Origin of the sequence: Tritonibacter litoralis (genome assembly GCF_009496005.1) — a bacterium.
Taxonomy (GTDB): Bacteria; Pseudomonadota; Alphaproteobacteria; order Rhodobacterales; family Rhodobacteraceae; genus Epibacterium; species Epibacterium litoralis.
In genome coordinates this window covers 85,825-104,619 of sequence record NZ_WIBF01000003.1, presented here as the reverse complement: position 1 = coordinate 104,619, position 18,795 = coordinate 85,825, and the positions used below count along the sequence as shown (strand labels likewise).

General features: G+C 57.4%; 19 protein-coding genes. 10 read left to right on the top strand and 9 right to left on the bottom strand.

Annotated features, from left to right (window positions below; translation table 11 throughout):
• Position 1 precedes the first annotated feature (1 nt).
• Complete coding sequence (locus GFB49_RS06760) at positions 2-1,201, top strand: TIGR03862 family flavoprotein (protein WP_153215100.1); 1,200 nt, start codon at positions 2-4, stop codon at positions 1,199-1,201.
• On the opposite strand, the gene GFB49_RS06755 is transcribed toward GFB49_RS06760, so the two are convergent.
• From GFB49_RS06755 to GFB49_RS06735, 5 genes are all read right to left on the bottom strand, one after another.
• Positions 1,174-1,764 (bottom strand): glutathione S-transferase family protein, encoded by a 591-nt coding sequence (locus GFB49_RS06755; protein WP_153215099.1) that lies wholly within the window; start codon positions 1,762-1,764, stop codon positions 1,174-1,176. The genes GFB49_RS06760 and GFB49_RS06755 overlap by 28 nt on opposite strands.
• A 70-nt stretch (positions 1,765-1,834) precedes the next feature.
• Positions 1,835-2,863 carry a DNA polymerase III subunit delta gene (holA, locus tag GFB49_RS06750; RefSeq protein ID WP_153215098.1) on the bottom strand — a complete coding sequence of 343 codons (1,029 nt, stop codon included), beginning with the start codon at positions 2,861-2,863 and terminating at the stop codon, positions 1,835-1,837.
• A complete protein-coding gene (gene lptE, locus GFB49_RS06745; protein WP_343032498.1) occupies positions 2,860-3,258 on the bottom strand; it encodes an LPS assembly lipoprotein LptE in 399 nt (132 codons plus the stop codon). The genes holA and lptE overlap by 4 nt, the downstream gene beginning before the upstream one ends.
• A 109-nt stretch (positions 3,259-3,367) precedes the next feature.
• On the bottom strand, positions 3,368-5,938 hold the full coding sequence (gene leuS / locus GFB49_RS06740; RefSeq protein WP_153215096.1) for a leucine--tRNA ligase: 2,571 nt from the start codon (positions 5,936-5,938) through the stop codon (positions 3,368-3,370).
• Between the two features lie 99 nt (positions 5,939-6,037).
• The gene (locus GFB49_RS06735; protein WP_153215095.1) at positions 6,038-6,544 is read right to left on the bottom strand and encodes a DUF3576 domain-containing protein; all 507 of its coding nucleotides are present in this window, start codon (positions 6,542-6,544) and stop codon (positions 6,038-6,040) included.
• Between the two features lie 482 nt (positions 6,545-7,026).
• Between GFB49_RS06735 and GFB49_RS06730 the strand changes: the two genes are divergently transcribed.
• From GFB49_RS06730 to GFB49_RS06720, 3 genes are all read left to right on the top strand, one after another.
• On the top strand, positions 7,027-7,944 hold the full coding sequence (locus GFB49_RS06730; protein ID WP_153215094.1) for a porin: 918 nt from the start codon (positions 7,027-7,029) through the stop codon (positions 7,942-7,944).
• Between the two features lie 563 nt (positions 7,945-8,507).
• Entirely contained in the window at positions 8,508-9,443 is a 936-nt protein-coding gene (locus tag GFB49_RS06725; protein WP_153215093.1) for a porin, read from the top strand.
• Between the two features lie 103 nt (positions 9,444-9,546).
• Positions 9,547-10,206 carry a YggS family pyridoxal phosphate-dependent enzyme gene (locus GFB49_RS06720; protein ID WP_153215092.1) on the top strand — a complete coding sequence of 220 codons (660 nt, stop codon included), beginning with the start codon at positions 9,547-9,549 and terminating at the stop codon, positions 10,204-10,206.
• On the opposite strand, the gene GFB49_RS06715 is transcribed toward GFB49_RS06720, so the two are convergent.
• Positions 10,190-10,690, bottom strand: a complete 501-nt coding sequence (locus GFB49_RS06715; protein ID WP_343032497.1) for a L,D-transpeptidase family protein — start codon at positions 10,688-10,690, stop codon at positions 10,190-10,192. The two genes, GFB49_RS06720 and GFB49_RS06715, sit on opposite strands and share 17 nt — an antisense overlap.
• Positions 10,687-11,775: a GTP cyclohydrolase II gene (ribA, locus tag GFB49_RS06710; RefSeq protein ID WP_153215091.1), complete on the bottom strand. Its 1,089-nt coding sequence runs from the start codon at positions 11,773-11,775 to the stop codon at positions 10,687-10,689. Before ribA ends, GFB49_RS06715 begins: the two co-directional genes overlap by 4 nt.
• Before the next feature lie 170 nt (positions 11,776-11,945).
• Between ribA and GFB49_RS06705 the strand changes: the two genes are divergently transcribed.
• Together GFB49_RS06705 and GFB49_RS06700 are read left to right on the top strand one after the other, a co-directional pair.
• The gene (locus tag GFB49_RS06705) at positions 11,946-12,632 is read left to right on the top strand and encodes a response regulator transcription factor (RefSeq protein WP_153215090.1); all 687 of its coding nucleotides are present in this window, start codon (positions 11,946-11,948) and stop codon (positions 12,630-12,632) included.
• A 179-nt stretch (positions 12,633-12,811) separates the two neighbouring features.
• Positions 12,812-13,600 carry an exodeoxyribonuclease III gene (locus GFB49_RS06700; protein ID WP_153215089.1) on the top strand — a complete coding sequence of 263 codons (789 nt, stop codon included), beginning with the start codon at positions 12,812-12,814 and terminating at the stop codon, positions 13,598-13,600.
• A gap of 102 nt (positions 13,601-13,702) precedes the next feature.
• Here the strand turns inward: GFB49_RS06700 and GFB49_RS06695 are convergent, their stop codons facing one another.
• Positions 13,703-14,224: a DUF6653 family protein gene (locus GFB49_RS06695; protein WP_153215088.1), complete on the bottom strand. Its 522-nt coding sequence runs from the start codon at positions 14,222-14,224 to the stop codon at positions 13,703-13,705.
• Positions 14,225-14,297: 73 nt separating this feature from the next.
• Here GFB49_RS06695 and GFB49_RS06690 point away from each other — a divergent pair, with 73 nt between their 5' ends.
• From GFB49_RS06690 to GFB49_RS06680, 3 genes are read left to right on the top strand one after another with little or no spacing between them, the layout of a single operon-like run.
• The gene (locus GFB49_RS06690) at positions 14,298-15,224 is read left to right on the top strand and encodes a tetratricopeptide repeat protein (protein ID WP_153215087.1); all 927 of its coding nucleotides are present in this window, start codon (positions 14,298-14,300) and stop codon (positions 15,222-15,224) included.
• Between the two features lie 30 nt (positions 15,225-15,254).
• Positions 15,255-15,896: an LON peptidase substrate-binding domain-containing protein gene (locus GFB49_RS06685; RefSeq protein WP_153215086.1), complete on the top strand. Its 642-nt coding sequence runs from the start codon at positions 15,255-15,257 to the stop codon at positions 15,894-15,896.
• Positions 15,893-16,081 carry a Trm112 family protein gene (locus GFB49_RS06680; RefSeq protein ID WP_153215085.1) on the top strand — a complete coding sequence of 63 codons (189 nt, stop codon included), beginning with the start codon at positions 15,893-15,895 and terminating at the stop codon, positions 16,079-16,081. Before GFB49_RS06685 ends, GFB49_RS06680 begins: the two co-directional genes overlap by 4 nt.
• A gap of 23 nt (positions 16,082-16,104) precedes the next feature.
• On the opposite strand, the gene GFB49_RS06675 is transcribed toward GFB49_RS06680, so the two are convergent.
• The gene (locus tag GFB49_RS06675) at positions 16,105-17,331 is read right to left on the bottom strand and encodes a UbiH/UbiF/VisC/COQ6 family ubiquinone biosynthesis hydroxylase (RefSeq protein ID WP_153215084.1); all 1,227 of its coding nucleotides are present in this window, start codon (positions 17,329-17,331) and stop codon (positions 16,105-16,107) included.
• 98 nt (positions 17,332-17,429) lie between these two features.
• Here GFB49_RS06675 and GFB49_RS06670 point away from each other — a divergent pair, with 98 nt between their 5' ends.
• Positions 17,430-18,758, top strand: a complete 1,329-nt coding sequence (locus GFB49_RS06670) for an amidase (RefSeq protein WP_153215304.1) — start codon at positions 17,430-17,432, stop codon at positions 18,756-18,758.
• Positions 18,759-18,795 lie beyond the last annotated feature (37 nt).

Sequence of the window (18,795 nt, the reverse complement as noted above, 5' to 3'; positions counted from 1 at the left end):
GATGGAACAGCATTGGGACACTGCGGTCATTGGTGCAGGCCCCGCCGGGTTGATGGCCGCCGAGGTGATCGCCCGCGCAGGTTATCGGGTTCTGTTGCTGGACGCAAAGCCGTCTGTGGCGCGTAAATTCCTGATGGCTGGCAAGTCCGGGCTGAACCTGACAAAGGCAGAGCCGCTGGAAGAACTGCTGCCGCACTATGGCGCCGCACAGGATTGGCTGACACCGATGCTGACGCAGGTCGACGCGGATTGGGTCCAACGCTGGGCGACAGATCTGGGCCAAGAGCTCTTTGTCGGCTCCACCAGGCGGGTGTTTCCAAAAGCCATGAAAGCGTCACCCCTGTTGCGGGCCTGGCTCGAGCGATTGGATGCGCTGGGTGTGGAACGCCGCGTGCGGTATCGCTGGACCGGTTGGCAAGGCGATGCCTTGCGGTTTGAAAAGCCGGATGGAGCGCATCTGATTACGGCGAAAACCACCGTTTTGGCGCTGGGCGGCGGCAGTTGGGCGCGGCTTGGCTCTGACGGGGTTTGGGCCGAAACTTTGGGGGCGGATGGCGTTGCCATCTCACCATTTGCTCCCGCCAATGCCGCCCTTTCGCTGTCGTGGAGCGATTTTATGGCACCTCATTTTGGCGCAGCACTTAAATCGGTGCGCTGGCAAGCGGGTGATCTTTCAAGCCGGGGAGAGGCTGTATTATCCGCGCGTGGTTTGGAAGGCGGCGGTCTTTACGGGCTGACGCCCGCCTTGCGGACTGGGGCGGCATTGCATGTGGATCTGGTGCCGGATCGCACGTCCGAAGTCTTGGCCAAGACCTTGCCAAAAGACCCTAAAAAGGCGCGTTTTGCCCAATGGCTCAAGAAAACACTGCGGTTGCCTGCGGTCAAAGTGGCTTTGGTGAATGAAATGATCACCGACAGGTCGCCGCCGATGACGGATTGGATCGACCTGGTGAAACAGCTGCCCCTCACCGGCTGGCAGCTTCGTCCGCTGGACGAAGCGATCTCAACCGCGGGCGGGGTGCAGCGGGCTGCGGTCAACGGTGATCTGATGCTGGAAGCCCGCCCCGGCACATTCTGCGCCGGAGAGATGCTGGATTGGGAAGCGCCCACCGGTGGCTATTTGTTGACAGCCTGCTTCGCCACCGGACGTCGGGCCGGAGAAGGCGTTTTGCGTTACTTGAGCAATGGCAACAGCCGCTGAAACGCCGGTCTTTCGCGCATCGCTTTGGCATGGGCCAGGATCGTCGGGTTCGTGATTTCAATATTGGCGGTCTTGGCCCAGGCCACACAATGGGTGAACAGAATATCCGGAACCGAGAAGCTGTCGCCAACCAGAAATGGCCCGGTCATAGTGTCCGCCAGAGCATAAAGGTTGCGGTTCAGCTCCCAGGCAATGCTGTCTGAAACACCGTCCACACGTTGCTCTTTGGGCAGGACAAAGCTGTGGCGCGCTTTGGTCCACAACAGCGCGTCAAACTCATCCAGCAGGCGGAAGGTCATCGCGTCCTGATGGGCGCGCATCTGCGTGCCGGCTGGGGCCAAAAGGCCGCCGTGTTTGTCGGCCAAATAATGCAGGATGGCGACCGAATCGCTCAGTTTGAAGTCACCTTCGATCAGAACCGGGACCTTGCCGGACGGGCTGATCGCTTTGACCTCATCTGATGCAGGCAAAAACGGTTCAAGTTCATACGCCAATCCAAGCTCTTCGAGCGCCCAAAGAACCCGCAGGCAGCGGGTGCGTGGAAATCCAATGACTTTGTACATTATGGTCCCCTGATAAAACTCAGAAGGAATGGTGCCGTGCCCGTTCAGCGGTGACAAGGAGATCGCAGCGTCACCGCGCCCGGCTGAGCATGGCGAGACGGATCAAGGCCCGCTCAACCAAAGAAAGGGCAGGGGCCGTTTGCCCGGCTGAGCGCAGTTGCAGGTCGGTGTCGGTCAGCACGGTCAACGCGGTCTCCAGCCGGTTTGCGCCCCAGGCCTGCGCCTGCCGCAACACTCGATCGCGCCGTTTCCCATAAAGAGGTGGCCGCAGCCGCCCAATGCCCTGGGCCGGGCCGCCGGGGTCAGACGCGACAGTATAAAGCCTGCGAAAATGTCGGGTCGCTCCAATACACAAGCCGACAGCTTGGGTGCCCTGCGCCTGAAGGCGTCCAAGAACAGGTCCGATTTCAGTCGTGCGCCCTTCGGCGACAATATTCAGCAGATCATCCAGCGCGGCTTCGGTGGATTGCGGGGCAACCGCATCAATGTCCTCAAGGCGGAGCGGAGCGTTGTCGTTGTGCTTGTACAGCGAGAGTTTTTCCACCATCCGCGCAAAATCACCGGGCCCGATGTCATTGGCGATATCCACCAAAGCCGACATGCTGTCGCCGGGCACATCACGGATACCGGCCTCTCCCAGTAGACGTTCGATTTCACTACGGGACGGTGGGTCGTCATAGATGCCAACCGCGTAAGCGTTACGGTGGCCTTCAAAGGCTTTGCGTAACTTGGACGAGGCTTTCAGCTGACCGGCAGTCACAATGATCTGAGCATCGCCCGGCACCCAGTCCTCCAATGCGGTGACAATTGCTGGGGTGGCAGAATCATTGGCGCTGTCGACAAAAACCGCACGTTGTCCGGGGAAAAAGCCAACCGCCTTGATCGCGTCCAGCACTTGCGCCGGGTCTTTGCGCAGATCAGCACCGGCCAGCCGGGTCAGGCGCATCTCTTCTTCTGCAGCGGGCCCCAGCAGGGCCGCCAGCATTTGTTGACGTTTCAAGGCCACCCGCATGGCATCCGCGCCATAGATCAAAAGGCCGGTCTTGTCGGCATCTGGTCGGGCAAAATACCCTTCGGCCTCGCGGGTGGAGAGTTTCATTCAGATCCAACCGGACCAAGATCGGCGGTGGTGAACAATCGGGTGACGATCTGATCTGCCAGGATCCGCATCAACCGTTCCTCGGCGTCGCGTTCTCCGGCCAGCGTATCAACGGTCGAGCCGGTGGCGGAATAGCCCGTGAAATTGTCCACGGCACCACTGGTCACAACCACGCCATCGCTTAGACGACGCAGGGTGTAATTTGCGGTGCCTTGGACCGAAAACCGGGTGATGTCATTGTCGGCGGTGATCGCTTGACCTTCGACCGTCTGCTTCACGCTCAGATCCAGCGCATAAATACCACCTTCGCCGCGGCCCAGATCCTGTTCCAACGCGTCGACCAGAAAAAACGCCGCTACATCGCTGTTGGAGGGGATCTCTTCGGGCGCTTGCACTCTGACATTCCCGTACAACACTTGACCTGCGCCGCCTGGTGCGTGAACAGGTGTGAAACCGCAGGCCCCCATAACAAGGGCCAGCGGCAAAGCAATAAGTGTTCGGCGGTTAAACCACGACATTGACGATGCGCCCCGGGACCACGATGATCTTTTTCGGCGCTCCACCATCGAGCGCTTTGAGCACAGCTTCGTGGGCCAGCGCCAGTTTTTCAACCTCAGATTTTTCGAGATCTTTGGAGACTTCCAATTCGCCGCGCCGTTTGCCGTTAATCTGGATCGGCAGGGTGACGGTGTCTTCGACCAGCATCGCCTCATCGGCGACAGGCCAAGGCGCGTTGGCAATCAGACCTTCGCCGCCCAGCATGTCCCAAATCGCCTCGGACAGGTGCGGGGTCATTGGTGACATCAGCTGTGCCAGAACTTTGGCCGCTTGTCGTTTTGCGTCACCACCTGCCTTGGATTTCGCCAAAACATTGGTGAAACCGTACAGTTTGGCGATGGAGGCGTTAAAGCCAAAGCTCTCCACCCCCAGGGTCACATCGCGGATGGCCTTGTGCATTTCCCGCAAAAGCGTTTCGTCATCTTTACCCGCGCCGGTGTCCATCGCGGCCGCCTCGGATGCAATCCGATAGACGCGCGACAGATGTTTATGGGCGGCTTCAGCGCCGGATGCGGTCCATTCCACGTCCCGTTCGGGGGGCGAATCGGACAGAACAAACCAGCGCGCCGTATCCGCACCATAGGCCGAGATGATCGCAAGCGGGTCGACCACGTTGTTCTTGGATTTCGACATCTTGGCCGAGGGGATCACTTTGATCTCCTCACCAGTCTTTTTGACAAAGGTGCCGCCGTCACGTTCTTCGACCTCGGAGGGGTAATGATAGATGGTGCGGCCGTTCTCATCTTTGCGCTCGGCGTTTTCATAGATCGCGTGAGTCACCATGCCTTGGGTGAACAGGGCATCAAACGGTTCAATTGATTTTTCAGGCAGGTGGCCGCAGATCTGCATCGCGCGGGCAAAGAAGCGCGAATAAAGCAGGTGCAGAATCGCGTGCTCAATCCCGCCGATGTACTGGTCCACATTCATCCAATATTCGGCTTCGGCCATATCGGTTGGGGTTTCGGAGTGGGGCGCAGTGAAACGGGCAAAATACCAAGACGAATCGACAAATGTGTCCATCGTGTCCGTTTCGCGTTTCGCCGGTTTGCCGCAGTTGGGGCAGATGCAATCGCGCCAGGTCGGGTGACGGTCCAAAGGGTTGCCGGGCTTGTCAAACGACACATCGTCCGGCAGCTGGATCGGCAGGTTCTCTTTCTTCTCGGGCACCACGCCGCAGTTGTCACAATGCACAACCGGAATCGGGCAACCCCAATACCGTTGGCGCGACAGGCCCCAATCGCGCAAACGATATTGGGTCTGCGCGGTGCCCCAGCCATTTTTCTCATAGGTCGCGAGGGTGCGTGCCATGGCTTCTTTGCATGTGATTTCCGTACCGGCTTCGCCATGCCAATGCACGTACCGAACCTTTTCGGTCTTGGCAGGGACAAAGGCTACGTCTTGAACCGATTCGTCACTGTCGAGTGGTTTGAACACGTCAATAACCGGCAGGTCATATTTGCGCGCAAAGTCCAAATCGCGTTGGTCATGCGCCGGGCAGCCAATGACGGCACCGGTGCCATAATCCATCAGCACAAAGTTGGCGATAAACAGCGGCAGCTCTATCGTCGGATCAGCGGGGTGGAGCACTGTAATGCCGGTGTCAAACCCCAACTTTTCGGCCTTTTCCATCGCTTCTTCGGAGGTGCCGAGTTTGCGCGCTTCGGTACAGAAGGCTGCGATTTCAGGGTTTTGCGCTTCGAGCGCTTTGGCAAGCGGGTGGTCTGCCGCAATCGCCGAGAAAGTCGGTCCCATCATAGTATCGGCGCGCGTGGTGTAGATGGGCAATTTATCAAAACCCTCAGGCGCGCCCTTCAGGGTAAAGTCAAAGGCAAGGCCGGTGGATTTACCAATCCAGTTCTCCTGCATCAAGCGTACCTTGGCCGGCCAGTTCTCCAGATTGTCCAACGCCGACAGCAGTTCTTCAGAATAATCGGAGATCTTAAAGAACCATTGGGTCAGCTCGCGCCGTTCCACCAATGCGCCCGAGCGCCAGCCGCGACCGTTTTCGACCTGCTCGTTGGCCAGAACCGTCATGTCGACCGGGTCCCAGTTCACAACGGCGTTCTTGCGGTAGACCAGACCTTTTTCCAGGAAATCGAGAAACAGCGACTGCTGCTGACCGTAATACTCGGGATCACAGGTGGCAAACATACGCGACCAGTCGAGCGAGAGCCCCAGAGGTTTCATCTGCTCAACCATCGTGTCGATGTTATTGTATGTCCACTCTTTCGGATGACCGCCAATTGCCATCGCCGCGTTTTCAGCAGGCATCCCAAAAGCGTCAAACCCCATCGGGTGCAACACATTGTGCCCGGTCGACAGTTTATACCGCGCGATCACATCGCCCATGGTGTAATTGCGCACGTGCCCCATGTGCAGCTTGCCCGACGGATAGGGGAACATCTCCAGCACGTAATACTTTGGCTTGTCAGCCGTGCGCTTGGCTTCAAAGATCGAGGCCGCTTCCCAGGCCTCCTGCCATTTCGCTTCAATTTGCGAGGCTTCGTATCGCGACATCTTGAGCGGTCCTTTGCATGAAAACGCCGGGTGCGTGACCCGGCGCTGTAATACGTGTGTTTTTCTGATGTTTCCAGTGCCGACCTTGGCCGTGGTCGGTCAGAGTTTTTTGTCGGCAATCCGCAGTTGGCGTGCGCGGGACAAAATTGCGTCTTCCACTGCGCGGGCGGTTGCCGGATTGACCGCACGCCCGTTCCGGGTTTGCAGGCCAACATTCAGCGATCGCGCGTCCAAAGCGGGGTCCTTAATATGAACGGTCGCGCGATAAGACTGCCCACCACCCGGAGGGGTGCCATAGTTTGTAAGGATAACGCCAGTGAACGGATCCACGGATTGAATCGGCAAAAAGTCCAGGACTTCCAGCGATGCGGCCCACAGATAACGGTTCACTTGGACAGTCTGTTCCGTCTTGGTCGGCCCAAACGCATCAAACAGCGTCGTTCGGTTGGCGCTCGGTAGACCTTCTTCAGCGAGACGGTCTTCATCTAAGAAGAGGTCAGAGGGTTCCTGACGAGGTGTATCGCGATCAGCGCCGCGTCCAAAAGCGCCACAGCCAGCCGTGACAGTCACAGCGGTGATCAGAGTGATGTTCCAAAACCAACGCATATTTGGCAGTTTCCGTTCCTCATTGCGGTCCGAAACAGTCCTAGACAACAGAGCTCAACGCAACAAGCCTATTCTTTATATTCCTGCACATGCTCAGCATGAGTTCGCAGGTCCAGGCCGTGGATGCCCTTGTCCGGCGGACCCATACACCTGGTGGTTTGGGCTGATGCACGTTCGAACACGCAATGAAGATGAGATCGAGGCACCATTTAGGAATCAGTGCGAGTCAATTTCCGCACTTATAAATCACACTTGATGCAAAGCACTTTCTCGTGAAGGTTTGTGAGAATGAGAAATTCCATCCCGTGGTTGTGTCTCTCAAACCACCACGTGTGGCAACAATGCACCAATGAGGATCCTTCGATTTTGAATCTTAGATCACAGAGTTGTGCGAAAAAAATGAAACTGCGATAGGAAAGCAGTACTCAGACAAGCGCGGCACGTGCTGTTTGGGATCTGAAATCTAAATTCGAGGGATAAAGATGAAAAAGATTCTCTTCGCTTCGACCGCGCTGATCGCCACCGCTGGCGTTGCAGCTGCTGAAGTTAGCTTTGGTGGTTACGGCCGTTTTGGTCTGTTCTACGATGAAGGCGCAACCGGCACCGCAAAAGAAACTCGCCTGGAGCAGCGTTTCCGCTTCAACATCACCGCAACTGCTGAAACCGACGCTGGCGTTGAGTTCGGTGGCCGTATTCGTCTGCAGTCTGACGAAAACTCCACCGGTGGCGCAGGCGGCGACGGTCCTGGCGCAGCAATGTTCTGGGCATCCATCGGCGGCTTCCGTCTGGACGTAGGTCAGACTTCTGACGTACTGGACTCCGGCGACGTTGTTGATTTCTTCGGTCACGGCGTTGGTCTGACCGCGTTTGTTGAACAAGCTGACGCATTTGGTGGCTTCGACGCAAACGGCTTTGGCGCGGGCGACACCGACCAGCAAGTTGTTAAAGCACGTTACAGCGTTGGTGATTTCACCGGTGCGGTTTCTTACACCGAAGAAAACGACTCTACAGGTGACAACTCCTACTACCAAATCGGCTTCGGTTACGACTTCGGTGCGGTTGCAGCTGGTGTTGTATATGGCGAGCGTGACGACGCGGCTGAAACTTCTTACTGGATCATCGGCCTGTCCGGCGACCTGGGTCCGGTTGGCTACAACCTGACCGTTGGTGAGAGCGACGCGGTTAACGAAGTTGCAATCGGTCTGTCCGGTTCCTACGACATTTCTTCTGCGACCACTCTGACTGCAGTTATCGCAGACAGCGGTGTTGACGCAGACGACACCGTTTACGGTATCGGCTTCAAGCACAGCTTGGGCGGCGGCGTGTCTCTGCGCGGCGGTGTTGGCCAAGAAACCGACGGCGACACCCTGGCAGATCTGGGCGTTCGCTTCGACTTCTAAGTTTTCCTCACGGAAAATCTAAAAATAGAGGCCCCGCATGGGGCCTCTTGTTTTTTATGACATGTTTGTGATCTTTTTAGTTGTCGGTGTTAAATAGTGAGTGTAATCTATTTCACATATCCACATTTGCGCTCACGAAGTTGTGACGCAAGTTGGGGCCTTTGAAAGGAACCGTTGGTCAAAGCCTGCATGTTTCAATGAAGGTTCGGCCGACGAAGGTTGAAGAGTTCGGAAGACGAGGAGAGAAGAGACAGTAAACGCGTTGATGGTTTTGCGACTGCGCTTGGCTATGTCTGATAGCAATCGGTATTAAGCGACAGTAGAACCCCAGTTGGGTTCATCACCTGCATTTCATTATGACAGAGATCTTTCTTTGACCTGCTTGGCTTCTGGCCCCGCGGGGTAATGGACTGTGACATCGATGCATCATGTTTTTGGGAATGGATGTGGTCAGTTAAGGCCGCGGTTGCGCACGCCCTCTGAAAAGAGCGAAACGGGGTGCGTACTCAAGGTCGTGCGTTCTGTGCGGGTTTGAGCAGGAAATCTAAACCCGAGGGAAAATCATGAAAAAGATTCTCTTCGCGACATCCGCGCTGATCGCAACTGCAGGTATGGCTGCAGCAGAAGCTGAAGTAACTTTCGGCGGCTACGGCCGTTTTGGTCTCGTTTATGACGAAGGCAACTCCGATTCTGCTACAGCTAAAGAGACCCGTCTGGAGACACGCTTCCGCCTGAACATTGGCGCAAGCACAACCACCGACTCTGGTGTTAAGTTCGAAGGTCGTTTCCAGCTGGAAACAAACGACAACTCCACAGGCGGTCAAGAAGGTGAAGGCCCAGGCGCGGCTGGCTTCGCAGTATCCGCTGGCGGCTTCCGCTTGGACGTTGGTAACGTATCCGACGTTTTCGACTCCGGCGACGTTATCGACATCTTTGGCCACGGCATCGGTCTGACCGATCTGGTTGAAACCAACAACGCATTTGGCAGCAACGGCATCGACGAGCAAGGCTTCGGCGAAGATTCGATCGACCAGAACATCGTAAAAGTTCGCTACTCTGTAGCTGACTTCACCGTTGCAGCGTCTTACACCGAAGAAAACGACTCGACCGGTGATAGCTCCTACTACCAAATCGGTGCTGCTTACTCCTTCGGCGATCACACCATTGGTGCCGCATACGGTGACCGTGACAACGCAGCGGAAGAAAGCTACTGGGCGGTTAACGCCAACGGCGAATTCGGTGCTCTGGGCTACAACCTGCTGGTTGGTGACTCCGACGCGGTTGATGACGTAGTTTACGGCCTGTCCCTGTCCTATGACATCTCGTCCGCAACTGAACTGCGCTTTGCATCTTCCTTCGGCGGCGACGACGCGAACGACGACGCATACGGCATCGGTTTCCGTCACAAGCTGGGCGGCGGCGTCTCCCTGCGCGGCGGTGCTGGTCAGGACATCGAAGGCAACACCATTGCTGACTTGGGTGTTCGTTTCGACTTCTAAGTCGAACCGATACGCATGAATTTGGGCGGGCTCTTTCGAGCTCGCCCTTTTCTTTTCCAGCGAAACCGTGTTTGTCTGCAACCGGTCCAACAAGGAGCAGCAGATGTCGCTGGCTGAAATCAAATCTCGTATCGAAACCGCTGAGGCTGCCGCAGGCCGCGCGCCTGGATCCGTAAAGCTGATTGCGGTGTCCAAAGTTCAGCCCAATGACCGCGTGCAGGCGGTGCTAGAAGAAGGTCACCGCTGTTTTGGGGAAAACCGCGTGCAGGAAGCGGCAGGAAAGTGGCCGGATTTTTCAAAGACTTTCGAAAATCTCGACCTGCATCTGATCGGACCGCTTCAAACCAACAAAGCCCGCCAAGCGATGGAGCTGTTTCACGCCATCCATTCCGTGGACCGACCAAAGCTTGCAAAGACTCTGGCGCGCCTAGCGCAGGAAATGGGTCACTGTCCTGATCTGTTTATTCAGGTCAATACCGGAGAAGAGGCTCAAAAGGCTGGCATTTTACCCAAAGAAGCGGACGGGTTTATCGCCGAGTGCCGCGCATTGGACCTGCCGGTCAAAGGGTTGATGTGTATCCCGCCCGTCGAAGAGGAAGCCAGCCTGCATTTCGCTCTGTTGGCAAAGCTCGCGAAACGCAATGACTTGGACAGTTTGTCTATGGGTATGAGCAGCGACTTTGAAAAGGCAATCGCGCTGGGGGCAACCCATGTCCGCGTCGGATCTGCCATTTTTGGCGCGCGTGTTAAGCCGGAGGAATGATCAATCGGCTGTCTGCAGACACCCGTTTTGCGATCCAATGCAGGTCCTGACGGGCAAAGGCGACACAGCCTTCGGTTGCGTAACCTGGCCTGCGCCATTGATGGATAAAGATCGCTGATCCTTGACCCGGCTCAGCAAATGGCCAATTCCAATCTGTGACAATAACCAGATCATAAAGCGGATCTGCGCGGCGCATCATTTCGTGGCTAAAGCTGTGCGGGGCCTTGACCAGATGATTGTACTGCGGGTCGTTTACATCGTCGGACCACAGATCCACGGGGCCGATGGGTTCTGCCCAGTTTGCAGGTTTTTCAATTCTATCAGGACGATAGAGCATGCCAGCCAAGTTGTGGACGCCCACAGGCGTGGCTCCGTCGCCTTCGCGTTTGGCCTTGGTAAGCCCACCCTTTCCAATCGAACATGGGAAATGTCGGCCCCAAAAACGGACCCCTTTTGGGGTCAGGACCAGGTCGCGCGGGGTCACAGCATGTGTCCTGATTTGCGCGCCTTGGTCGCCAGGTACTGTGTGTTGAACGGATTTTCACCAACCTTCAACGGCACGCGTTCCGCCACCTGAATTCCCGTGCTCTCCATCATGGAAATCTTCCTTGGGTTGTTCGTCAGCAGGCGAACCGAAGAAAACCCCATCTCCTTGAGGATCGAAGACCCCAGGCGGAAATCACGTTCATCATCCTCAAAGCCAAGACGGTGATTGGCCTCAACCGTGTCAAAACCCTGGTCCTGCAGTGAGTAGGCGCGCATCTTGTTGGTCAGGCCAATACCGCGCCCTTCTTGGTTTAAATACAGCAGGACGCCTGCGCCTTCTTGACCCATCTGGGTCAACGCGCCCTGCAGCTGCGGGCCACAATCGCATTTCAGCGAGCCCAGAACGTCGCCGGTGAAACAGGCGGAGTGCAGGCGGGTCAATACCGGTTCCTCCCGGCTAGGTCGCCCAATTTCGATGGCATAGTGCTCTTCGTTGCCGTCATCAGGGCGGAAAATATGCAAACGACCGGCTTCGGCGGCTTCGATTGGCAGGCGCGCCGCTGCTACAGGATGCAAAGGAGAGCTTTGATCCAGCAAAGGCGCGGCCAGACCGTCGTTGATTAGGGTCAGGCCGTTTTCTGCGGCAAACCGGACTCCATCTGGCAGGTCGACCAACAGCGCCGACGGCAACAGCCGGGCAGACTTTGTGAGTGTTATCGCCAGGCGCGCAAATTGCGCATTGCCGCCCCGAAGACTGCTGAGCGGTCCTTTCATGGGGGAATTCAGGTCATCCGCCGGATCAGCCAGCGCGTGGATCCACGACCAAGAGACAGAATCCGGCACATGAACACGACATACATCGGTGTCATAAACCCGCGCTTTGAGTGTTTCTGCACGGCGTGCTGTCAGGGCAAGGGTCACGTCACCGAGCTCGCGCAGATCGCCAAGCCGCTCTTCCGAGAGGCTTTCCACGGCAATCGCTAGCGCAGTGTCGGACCCGTTTTCGATCACAATCGGCAGGCCCATGCGCAAATCGACTCGGGCGCGTGCCACGAGTTCGATCATGGTTGGCGTTAAACTCATTCGCCTACTCCGTACTCAAATAGTGAATCCTTAGCTGGTTGTGCTTACGATGATTTGCAAGGAAAGTGAAATATTTCCCATACCTTGGACACGTCGACGTGAGAGAGGTGACAGAAACCTTGCCGATCACGGGCGAGCTGCGCATGTGTGAACGAAAAGGAGGTTCGCCAATGGCACAACTTAAGAAAATTCTACTGGTCGATGACGATGAAGATCTGCGCGAGGCGCTGAGCGAACAATTGATCATGACTGAAGACTTTGACGTATTTGACGCAGACTCCGGTCAGTCGGCAATGGAGCGCGTCAAAGAAGCGCTGTACGACTTGATTATTCTGGACGTGGGTTTGCCAGACACGGACGGCCGCGAGCTGTGTCGCCTAATGCGCAAACAAGGGGTCAAGGCTCCGGTGCTGATGCTGACCGGTCACGACAGTGACGCAGATACCATTCTGGGTCTGGACGCGGGCGCCAACGATTATGTGACCAAACCGTTTAAATTCCCGGTTCTTCTGGCCCGCATCCGTGCACAATTGCGTCAGCACGAACAATCCGAGGACGCGGTTTTTGTCCTTGGGCCCTATACATTCAAGCCTGCGATGAAGCTCTTGGTGACCGAGGATGATCGTAAGATCCGCCTGACCGAGAAAGAAACCAACATCCTGAAATTCCTCTATCGTTCCACCGACGGTGTGGTGCCACGCGATGTGCTCTTGCATGAGGTTTGGGGGTACAATGCCGGTGTGACCACCCACACGCTTGAGACGCATATCTATCGCCTGCGTCAGAAAATCGAGCCGGATCCATCCAATGCGCGCCTTCTGGTGACCGAATCCGGTGGGTATCGCCTGGTCTCATAAGGCCACAAAGGGCGTTTTTACGCAGACGCCAGCGAACCGTTACAACTGATAGGCCGGGCTTTGTCCCGGCTTTTTTTGACGCCGAAATTTTTATTGTGTGCCTCTCACCACTTTGGCTGGCGCAGCGGTCGAACAGCGGGCAGTATCCCGCGAAAATCTGTTTGAGAATTGGAACCGTCATGGGATTTACGCTGGCCACCTGGAACATCAACTCGGTCCGTTTGAGATCACCGATTGTGCAGAAGCTTTTGCAGGAAGAAGGGCCGGATGTGCTGTGCTTGCAAGAGACCAAATCGCCGGTTGATAAAATCCCACTCGAAGATTTCGCAGCCCTTGGCTATGGCCACATGGTGGCGCGGGGGCAAAAGGGATACAACGGCGTCGCAATCCTGTCGCGTCTGCCGATTAAGGAAGCGGGCAGCGAGGATTTTGCCGCGTTGGGCCATGCGCGCCATATTGCAGGCGAGCTGGAAAACGGGGTTGTGATACATAACTTCTATGTGCCGGCTGGTGGGGATGAGCCCAATCGGGACAAGAATGAGAAGTTTGGCCAGAAACTCGACTATCTGACCGAGATGCGCGACTGGTTCCACAAGGATGCGCCGCAGAAATCGATCCTGGTGGGCGATCTGAACATTGCACCGCGGGAAGATGATGTCTGGGACCATAAGAAGCTGTTGAAAGTGGTCAGCCACACGCCGATCGAGGTGGAGCATCTGGCCGAAGTTCAGGACGCAGGCGCATGGATTGATGTCACACGGCAGGATATCCCCGAGGGGCGCTTGTATTCCTGGTGGAGCTATCGGGCGCGCGATTGGGACGCGGCGGACAAAGGACGCCGGTTGGACCATGTGTGGGCCACCAAGGACATCGCCGCCGCCGGCCATTCCAGCCGGGTCATGCGGGACGCACGCGGATGGGAAAAACCAAGCGACCATGCGCCGGTGTTTGCGACGTTTGATCTGTGAGCTGAGCTGAACGGCGTGGGAGCAGGGGCTCCCGCCCGTGTCGGGATGCATTGAAATGCACCCTCCCCCGTTGGGCCAGGCGCCGCGCATCTGCGCGGCGCGTCAGTACTCCCAACCGGCGTATTCTTCGGACGCAGATCGCATATCCTGATACAGCCAGACCATCCGGTCCACGAACCAGAGTTTGGCACCCATGGAGAGGGCGAGGCCGAAGAGAATAAAGCCCAGATCAAATTGCCACAGGCCATAGATCCAGGGCATAAGGCCCAGCCCAGCCAAAGTCCCCAGCGCTTTGGCCCATGCCATGTGATGGGCGGGCACTGGAATTTCGGTGTGATTGAGCAGCACCCGCTCGCCAAATGTTCCGCGCGAGGCCCAGTTTCGGGTTGAGGTCGGCACCGAAAACGCCCGTGGGTTCCACCAGGTCCACAACAGCACCAATGCAAGGGGAACCAGCGCGCCCCATCCCAGCCAGTGGCGGGACAAGATTGCAAGGGTCATCAGCGCCAGAATGGGTATACGGCTGTAAACGCTGAGAGGATTGGCATGGCGTTTCCAGCTTTCATCCGTCATTGCCATGCTTTGCGCGCTGAGGCGCAGAATTTTCGACCAAGTTTGCGGCATCGGTCAACTCCCCCTTGGTTTCCGGCGCGTCTGCTTTCATATAGGGGGCAAGCTCGAAACGGAGAACATGCAGATGATGGATATTCTTGGCACGACTGCCCCTGCCGCCGACTTGATCAAGGACGTGGGTGAGGCCACCTTCATGCAGGATGTGGTTGACGCCTCGATGGCCACGCCAGTGATTGTTGATTTCTGGGCACCCTGGTGTGGTCCGTGCAAGACGCTGGGTCCGATGCTGGAAGCCGCCGTCACCAAGGCAAACGGCGCGGTCTTGATGGCCAAGATCAACGTGGATGAAAACCAGCAGCTGGCTGCCATGTTGGCGCAACAGGGTCTGCCACTGCAGTCTATTCCCACGGTTGTCGCCTTTTACCAAGGCCGCCCGGTTGACATGTTCCAAGGGGCTGTACCGCAATCCGAGATCGAAGCCTTTGTCAAACGTCTGGCAGAGTCAGCTGGCGGGTCAGCGGACGGCGGGCTGGGTGATGCCATTGCGGCAGCCGAGCAGATGCTGGAAGAGGGCGCGGTCGAAGATGCGGCGCAGACTTTTGCTGCTGTCATTGGCGAAGATGACAAATCGGCTGCGGCTTATGCCGGTCTTGCCCGTGCCCACATTGCCTTGGGCGACGTGGAGCAGGCCGAAGCGGTATTGAACGGCGCCCCAGCTGAGATTTCGGAGGCGGCTGAGATTGAAGCGGCCCGCGCACAGATCGAGCTGGCGCGCCAGGCTGCAAACTCTGGCCCACTGGGCGAATTGCAGGCCGCCGTTGACGCGGATCCCGCAGATCATCAGGCGCGGTTTGACCTGGCCCAGGCCATGCACGCCGCCGGTGATGCCGAGGGAGCCGTGGACGCGTTGTTGGAATTGTTCCGCCAGGATCGCGATTGGAACGATGGCGCGGCCAAGACGCAGCTGTTCACGATCTTTGATGCGCTCAAGCCCAATGACCCGATTGTTTTGAATGGTCGGCGCAAATTGAGCTCGATGATATTTGCCTAAACGCTTTGGCGCGCTACTGTTGATGGCATCATGATCCAGGCTGCTGACCTTCCCGATACACTTGCCATCTTTCCTTTGCCCGGGGCGCTGTTGCTGCCCCGGGCCCGACTGCCATTGCACATTTTCGAACCGCGTTACCTGCAGATGCTGGATGATGCGCTTAAAACCAGCGAACGGCTGATCGGCATGGTGCAACCTTGCCCGCACCGCGGCGATAGTGAAACGCTCCATACGATTGGGTGCGCCGGGCGGGTGACGCAATTTTCCGAAACCGAGGATGGGCGATACATGATCACCCTGTCCGGAGTCTCCAGATTTCGCATCGAAGCGGAAGTGAGCGGTTTCACTCCCTATCGGCGCTGCCGCGTGACCTGGGGTGATTTTCATCAGGATTTGGGCCGTTGCGCGCCGGACGAGCGGTTTGATCGCCCCCGGTTTCTGGACTTGTTAGAGCGTTTTTTAAACTTCCGAAACCTGTCCGCGGATTGGGATGCGCTGAAAGATGCGGATGAGGAGCTTTTGGTGAACTCTTTGTCGATGATGCTGGATTTCGATCTTGAGGACAAACAGGCCTTGCTTGAGGCGCCCTGCCTTGCCACAAGGCGGGAAACCTTGACGACATTGATTGAATTTGCCCTGTTGGGCGGATCCCACGAAGAGACATTGCAATGACCGAGACCACATCCCCTACCTTTGACCGCCGTATGTTGGAAGTTCTGGTGTGTCCGCAGACGCAAGGGTTGTTGGAGTTTGACGCCGAAGCCCAAGAGCTGGTGTCTAAGGCTGCCGGCCTTGCCTTTCCGATCCGCAATGGAATCCCTGTGATGCTGGTGGATGAGGCGCGCCCGCTGGAGTGAGGACGCGCCGGTTCCGCCTCCCTTTAAATAGGTTTGCCTTGTAACAGGCGCGGCAGATCTCCGGTCAAGCCAGCAGCTTCGCGCATAAATCCACGGCGCAAAGCGGGCATAGAATTAACCAGTCCCATCCCCAAATCACGTCCCAGCCGCAGCAATGGGTTGTCATTTGAAAACAGCCGGTTGAACACATCTGTCGCTGACACCAGCGTGGCTGTGTCGAAACGGCGCCATTGTTGATAGCGTTCAAGTACGAGCGGGCTTGCGATATTTTCACCGCGCCGTTTGGCTTCGGTCAGAACCTCGGCCAAGGCTCCTACATCGCGCAAACCCGCATTCAGACCCTGACCCGCAATAGGATGCATCCCATGGGCCGCATCACCAATCAACGCTATGCGGGGTGCCACAAAGCTGTTCGCCACTGTGAGGTTCAGCGGATAGGTAAAGCGTTGGCCAACCAGCTGGATCTCACCCAGAAAATCCCCGAAACTGGGGCGCAAAGCCGCCAGAAACCCGACATCATCCATAGCGTGGATCTCATGGGCGCGCGCGGTTTTCTCGCTCCAGACGATGGAGGATTGATTGCCCGGCAGCGGCAGAATGGCCAAAGGTCCCGATGGCATGAAATGCTGATGGGCGATGCCCCCGTGCGGCAGATCATGTTCCAGCGCGCAGACCAGCGCGGTTTGCCCGTAATCCCAACCGGTGCGTTTGATACCCGCCCGTCGACACGTGCCGCTCGCGCGCCCATCGGCTCCGACCAACAGCTCAGCCGCAAGCGTGTCACCATTGTCGAGCGTAACGGTCACGCCTTGCGCCGTCACATCCTGTGCAACAACGCGGCATGCGTTCATCACGGTGATTTGCGGATGCGCCTCGGTTGCGGAGATCAGGGCGCGGCGCAAGAACCGATCCTCGACCATGTAGCCCATCGGACCTTCTTCGATCTCGGTATGGTCGAAATGCAAGAAAAACGGCGATGGTGCCCGCCCGGGTGCGCCATCGCTGACCTTGATTTCATTCATCGGCTGGCTGTGGCTTGCAACGTCCGGCCAGATGCCGATCTGCTCCAACAGTTTTTTTGAGGCGAGCGCCAAAGCATATCCGCGCCCGTCAAAACTTTGATCCTGACGCAATGCCTGGGGCAATGCATCCACAAGGGTTACGCTGTGGCCGGTCTGTGCCAGCGCCAACGCCAACGCGGGGCCATTTAATCCGCCACCTACGATGATGATATCGGTTGTCTTGGTCATGATGTGCAATATGCGCTTGTTCTCGCATTTGTCCATGAGCCATGGTGACGCTTGCGACGGATCGTCCCCGAAAGACCCACAAGAAAAAGGCTGATGACATGAACGACTGGCTGACTATGACCGCAGGCGCCCTTGGGCGTGGGATCGACACGGGTGAGATTTCGCCGCTGGCCCTGACGCAGACCTATCTGGACGCCATCGCGGCGCATCCGCTGCGCGACAGGATCTATACAGTTGTGACAGCGGACCGCGCGTTGGCTGAGGCCAAAGCGGCAGAGGGGCGCGCCAAGCTGGGTCTGCGTCGGTCGCCGCTGGATGGGGTGCCGATCAGCTGGAAAGACCTTTTTGACAGCGCAGGGGATGTGACCGAATCTGGCTCAGACCTCCTGAAAGGGCGGGTCTCGGAAACGGATGCGGTTGTGTTGCAACGCGCAAGCGCATTGGGCAGCGTGTGTTTGGGCAAAACCCATATGAGCGAGCTTGCCTTTTCCGGTCTGGGCCTCAATCCGGTGAAGGCGACACCGCCCTGTGTCAACGACGCTGACGCGGTGCCGGGCGGCTCGTCCTCGGGGGCGGCAGCCTCGGTGGCCTATGGGTTGGCGGTCTGCGGCATCGGCTCTGACACGGGCGGATCGGTGCGGATCCCATCGGCCTGGAATGATCTGGTCGGGCTTAAGACCACATCAGGGCGCATTACACTCGAAGGTGTTATTCCACTGTGTCTCGAATTTGATACCATCGGTCCCCTTGCCCGCTCGGTTGAGGACGCAGGCCTGTTTCTTGGGCTGTTGGAGCAGGGGCAGATCCCGGACCTGAACGGTGTGGATCTGACGGGTATGCGTTTTGCCGATCTTCTGTCGGTGGCTCAGGATGATATGGCGCCTGAGGTGGCCGGCGCCTATGCTGCGGCTCTGGACAAGCTGCGCGCCGCCGGGGCCGTGATCGAGCCCTTTGAATTTCCTGCCGTGTCCGAAGCGCTCTCGATGTCAGCGATCCTCTACACAACTGAGGCGTATGGTCTGTGGAAGGACAAGATCGAGGCAGCGCCCCATTTGATGTATGCGGAAATCCTGGAGCGGTTCCGTACCGGGGCTGGGTTTTCCGGGGCGGATTATGTGGCGGCCTGGAACCGTCTGCGGGAGCTGCGCCGGAAATGGGATGCGACTGTCGCGGGCTTTGATGGCGTGCTGATGCCGACCTCTCCGATAATGCCACCTAATGTGGAGCGGTTGAATTCGGACCATGACTATTACGTGAGATCGAACCTTCTCGCCTTGCGCAACACGCGGATTGGCAATTTGTTTGGGCTCAGCGGCCTTTCGCTGCCGACAGGTGTGCCAAGCTGTGGTCTGCAGATCCTGGGCAAACCCAATGGCGAAGAAGCGCTGTTGCGTGTTGGGGCGGCGGTTGAAGCTGCGCTGGCGTGAATGTCACAACTCCAGTGCCGAAACGATGGGCGCTGGA

Excerpts from the sequence above, each read along its gene's own strand:
- GFB49_RS06680 (WP_153215085.1), top strand. The coding sequence starts at position 15,893 with ATGACCGAGACCACATCCCCTACCTTTGACCGCCGTATGTTGGAAGTT.
- ribA (WP_153215091.1), bottom strand. The coding sequence starts at position 11,775 with ATGAGTTTAACGCCAACCATGATCGAACTCGTGGCACGCGCCCGAGTC.
- GFB49_RS06730 (WP_153215094.1), top strand. The coding sequence starts at position 7,027 with ATGAAAAAGATTCTCTTCGCTTCGACCGCGCTGATCGCCACCGCTGGC.
- GFB49_RS06670 (WP_153215304.1), top strand. The coding sequence starts at position 17,430 with ATGAACGACTGGCTGACTATGACCGCAGGCGCCCTTGGGCGTGGGATC.
- holA (WP_153215098.1), bottom strand. The coding sequence starts at position 2,863 with ATGAAACTCTCCACCCGCGAGGCCGAAGGGTATTTTGCCCGACCAGAT.
- GFB49_RS06720 (WP_153215092.1), top strand. The coding sequence starts at position 9,547 with ATGTCGCTGGCTGAAATCAAATCTCGTATCGAAACCGCTGAGGCTGCC.
- GFB49_RS06700 (WP_153215089.1), top strand. The coding sequence starts at position 12,812 with ATGGGATTTACGCTGGCCACCTGGAACATCAACTCGGTCCGTTTGAGA.
- GFB49_RS06755 (WP_153215099.1), bottom strand. The coding sequence starts at position 1,764 with ATGTACAAAGTCATTGGATTTCCACGCACCCGCTGCCTGCGGGTTCTT.
- GFB49_RS06760 (WP_153215100.1), top strand. The coding sequence starts at position 2 with ATGGAACAGCATTGGGACACTGCGGTCATTGGTGCAGGCCCCGCCGGG.
- leuS (WP_153215096.1), bottom strand. The coding sequence starts at position 5,938 with ATGTCGCGATACGAAGCCTCGCAAATTGAAGCGAAATGGCAGGAGGCC.
- GFB49_RS06705 (WP_153215090.1), top strand. The coding sequence starts at position 11,946 with ATGGCACAACTTAAGAAAATTCTACTGGTCGATGACGATGAAGATCTG.
- GFB49_RS06695 (WP_153215088.1), bottom strand. The coding sequence starts at position 14,224 with ATGCCGCAAACTTGGTCGAAAATTCTGCGCCTCAGCGCGCAAAGCATG.
- GFB49_RS06675 (WP_153215084.1), bottom strand. The coding sequence starts at position 17,331 with ATGACCAAGACAACCGATATCATCATCGTAGGTGGCGGATTAAATGGC.
- GFB49_RS06685 (WP_153215086.1), top strand. The coding sequence starts at position 15,255 with ATGATCCAGGCTGCTGACCTTCCCGATACACTTGCCATCTTTCCTTTG.
- GFB49_RS06690 (WP_153215087.1), top strand. The coding sequence starts at position 14,298 with ATGATGGATATTCTTGGCACGACTGCCCCTGCCGCCGACTTGATCAAG.
- GFB49_RS06735 (WP_153215095.1), bottom strand. The coding sequence starts at position 6,544 with ATGCGTTGGTTTTGGAACATCACTCTGATCACCGCTGTGACTGTCACG.
- GFB49_RS06725 (WP_153215093.1), top strand. The coding sequence starts at position 8,508 with ATGAAAAAGATTCTCTTCGCGACATCCGCGCTGATCGCAACTGCAGGT.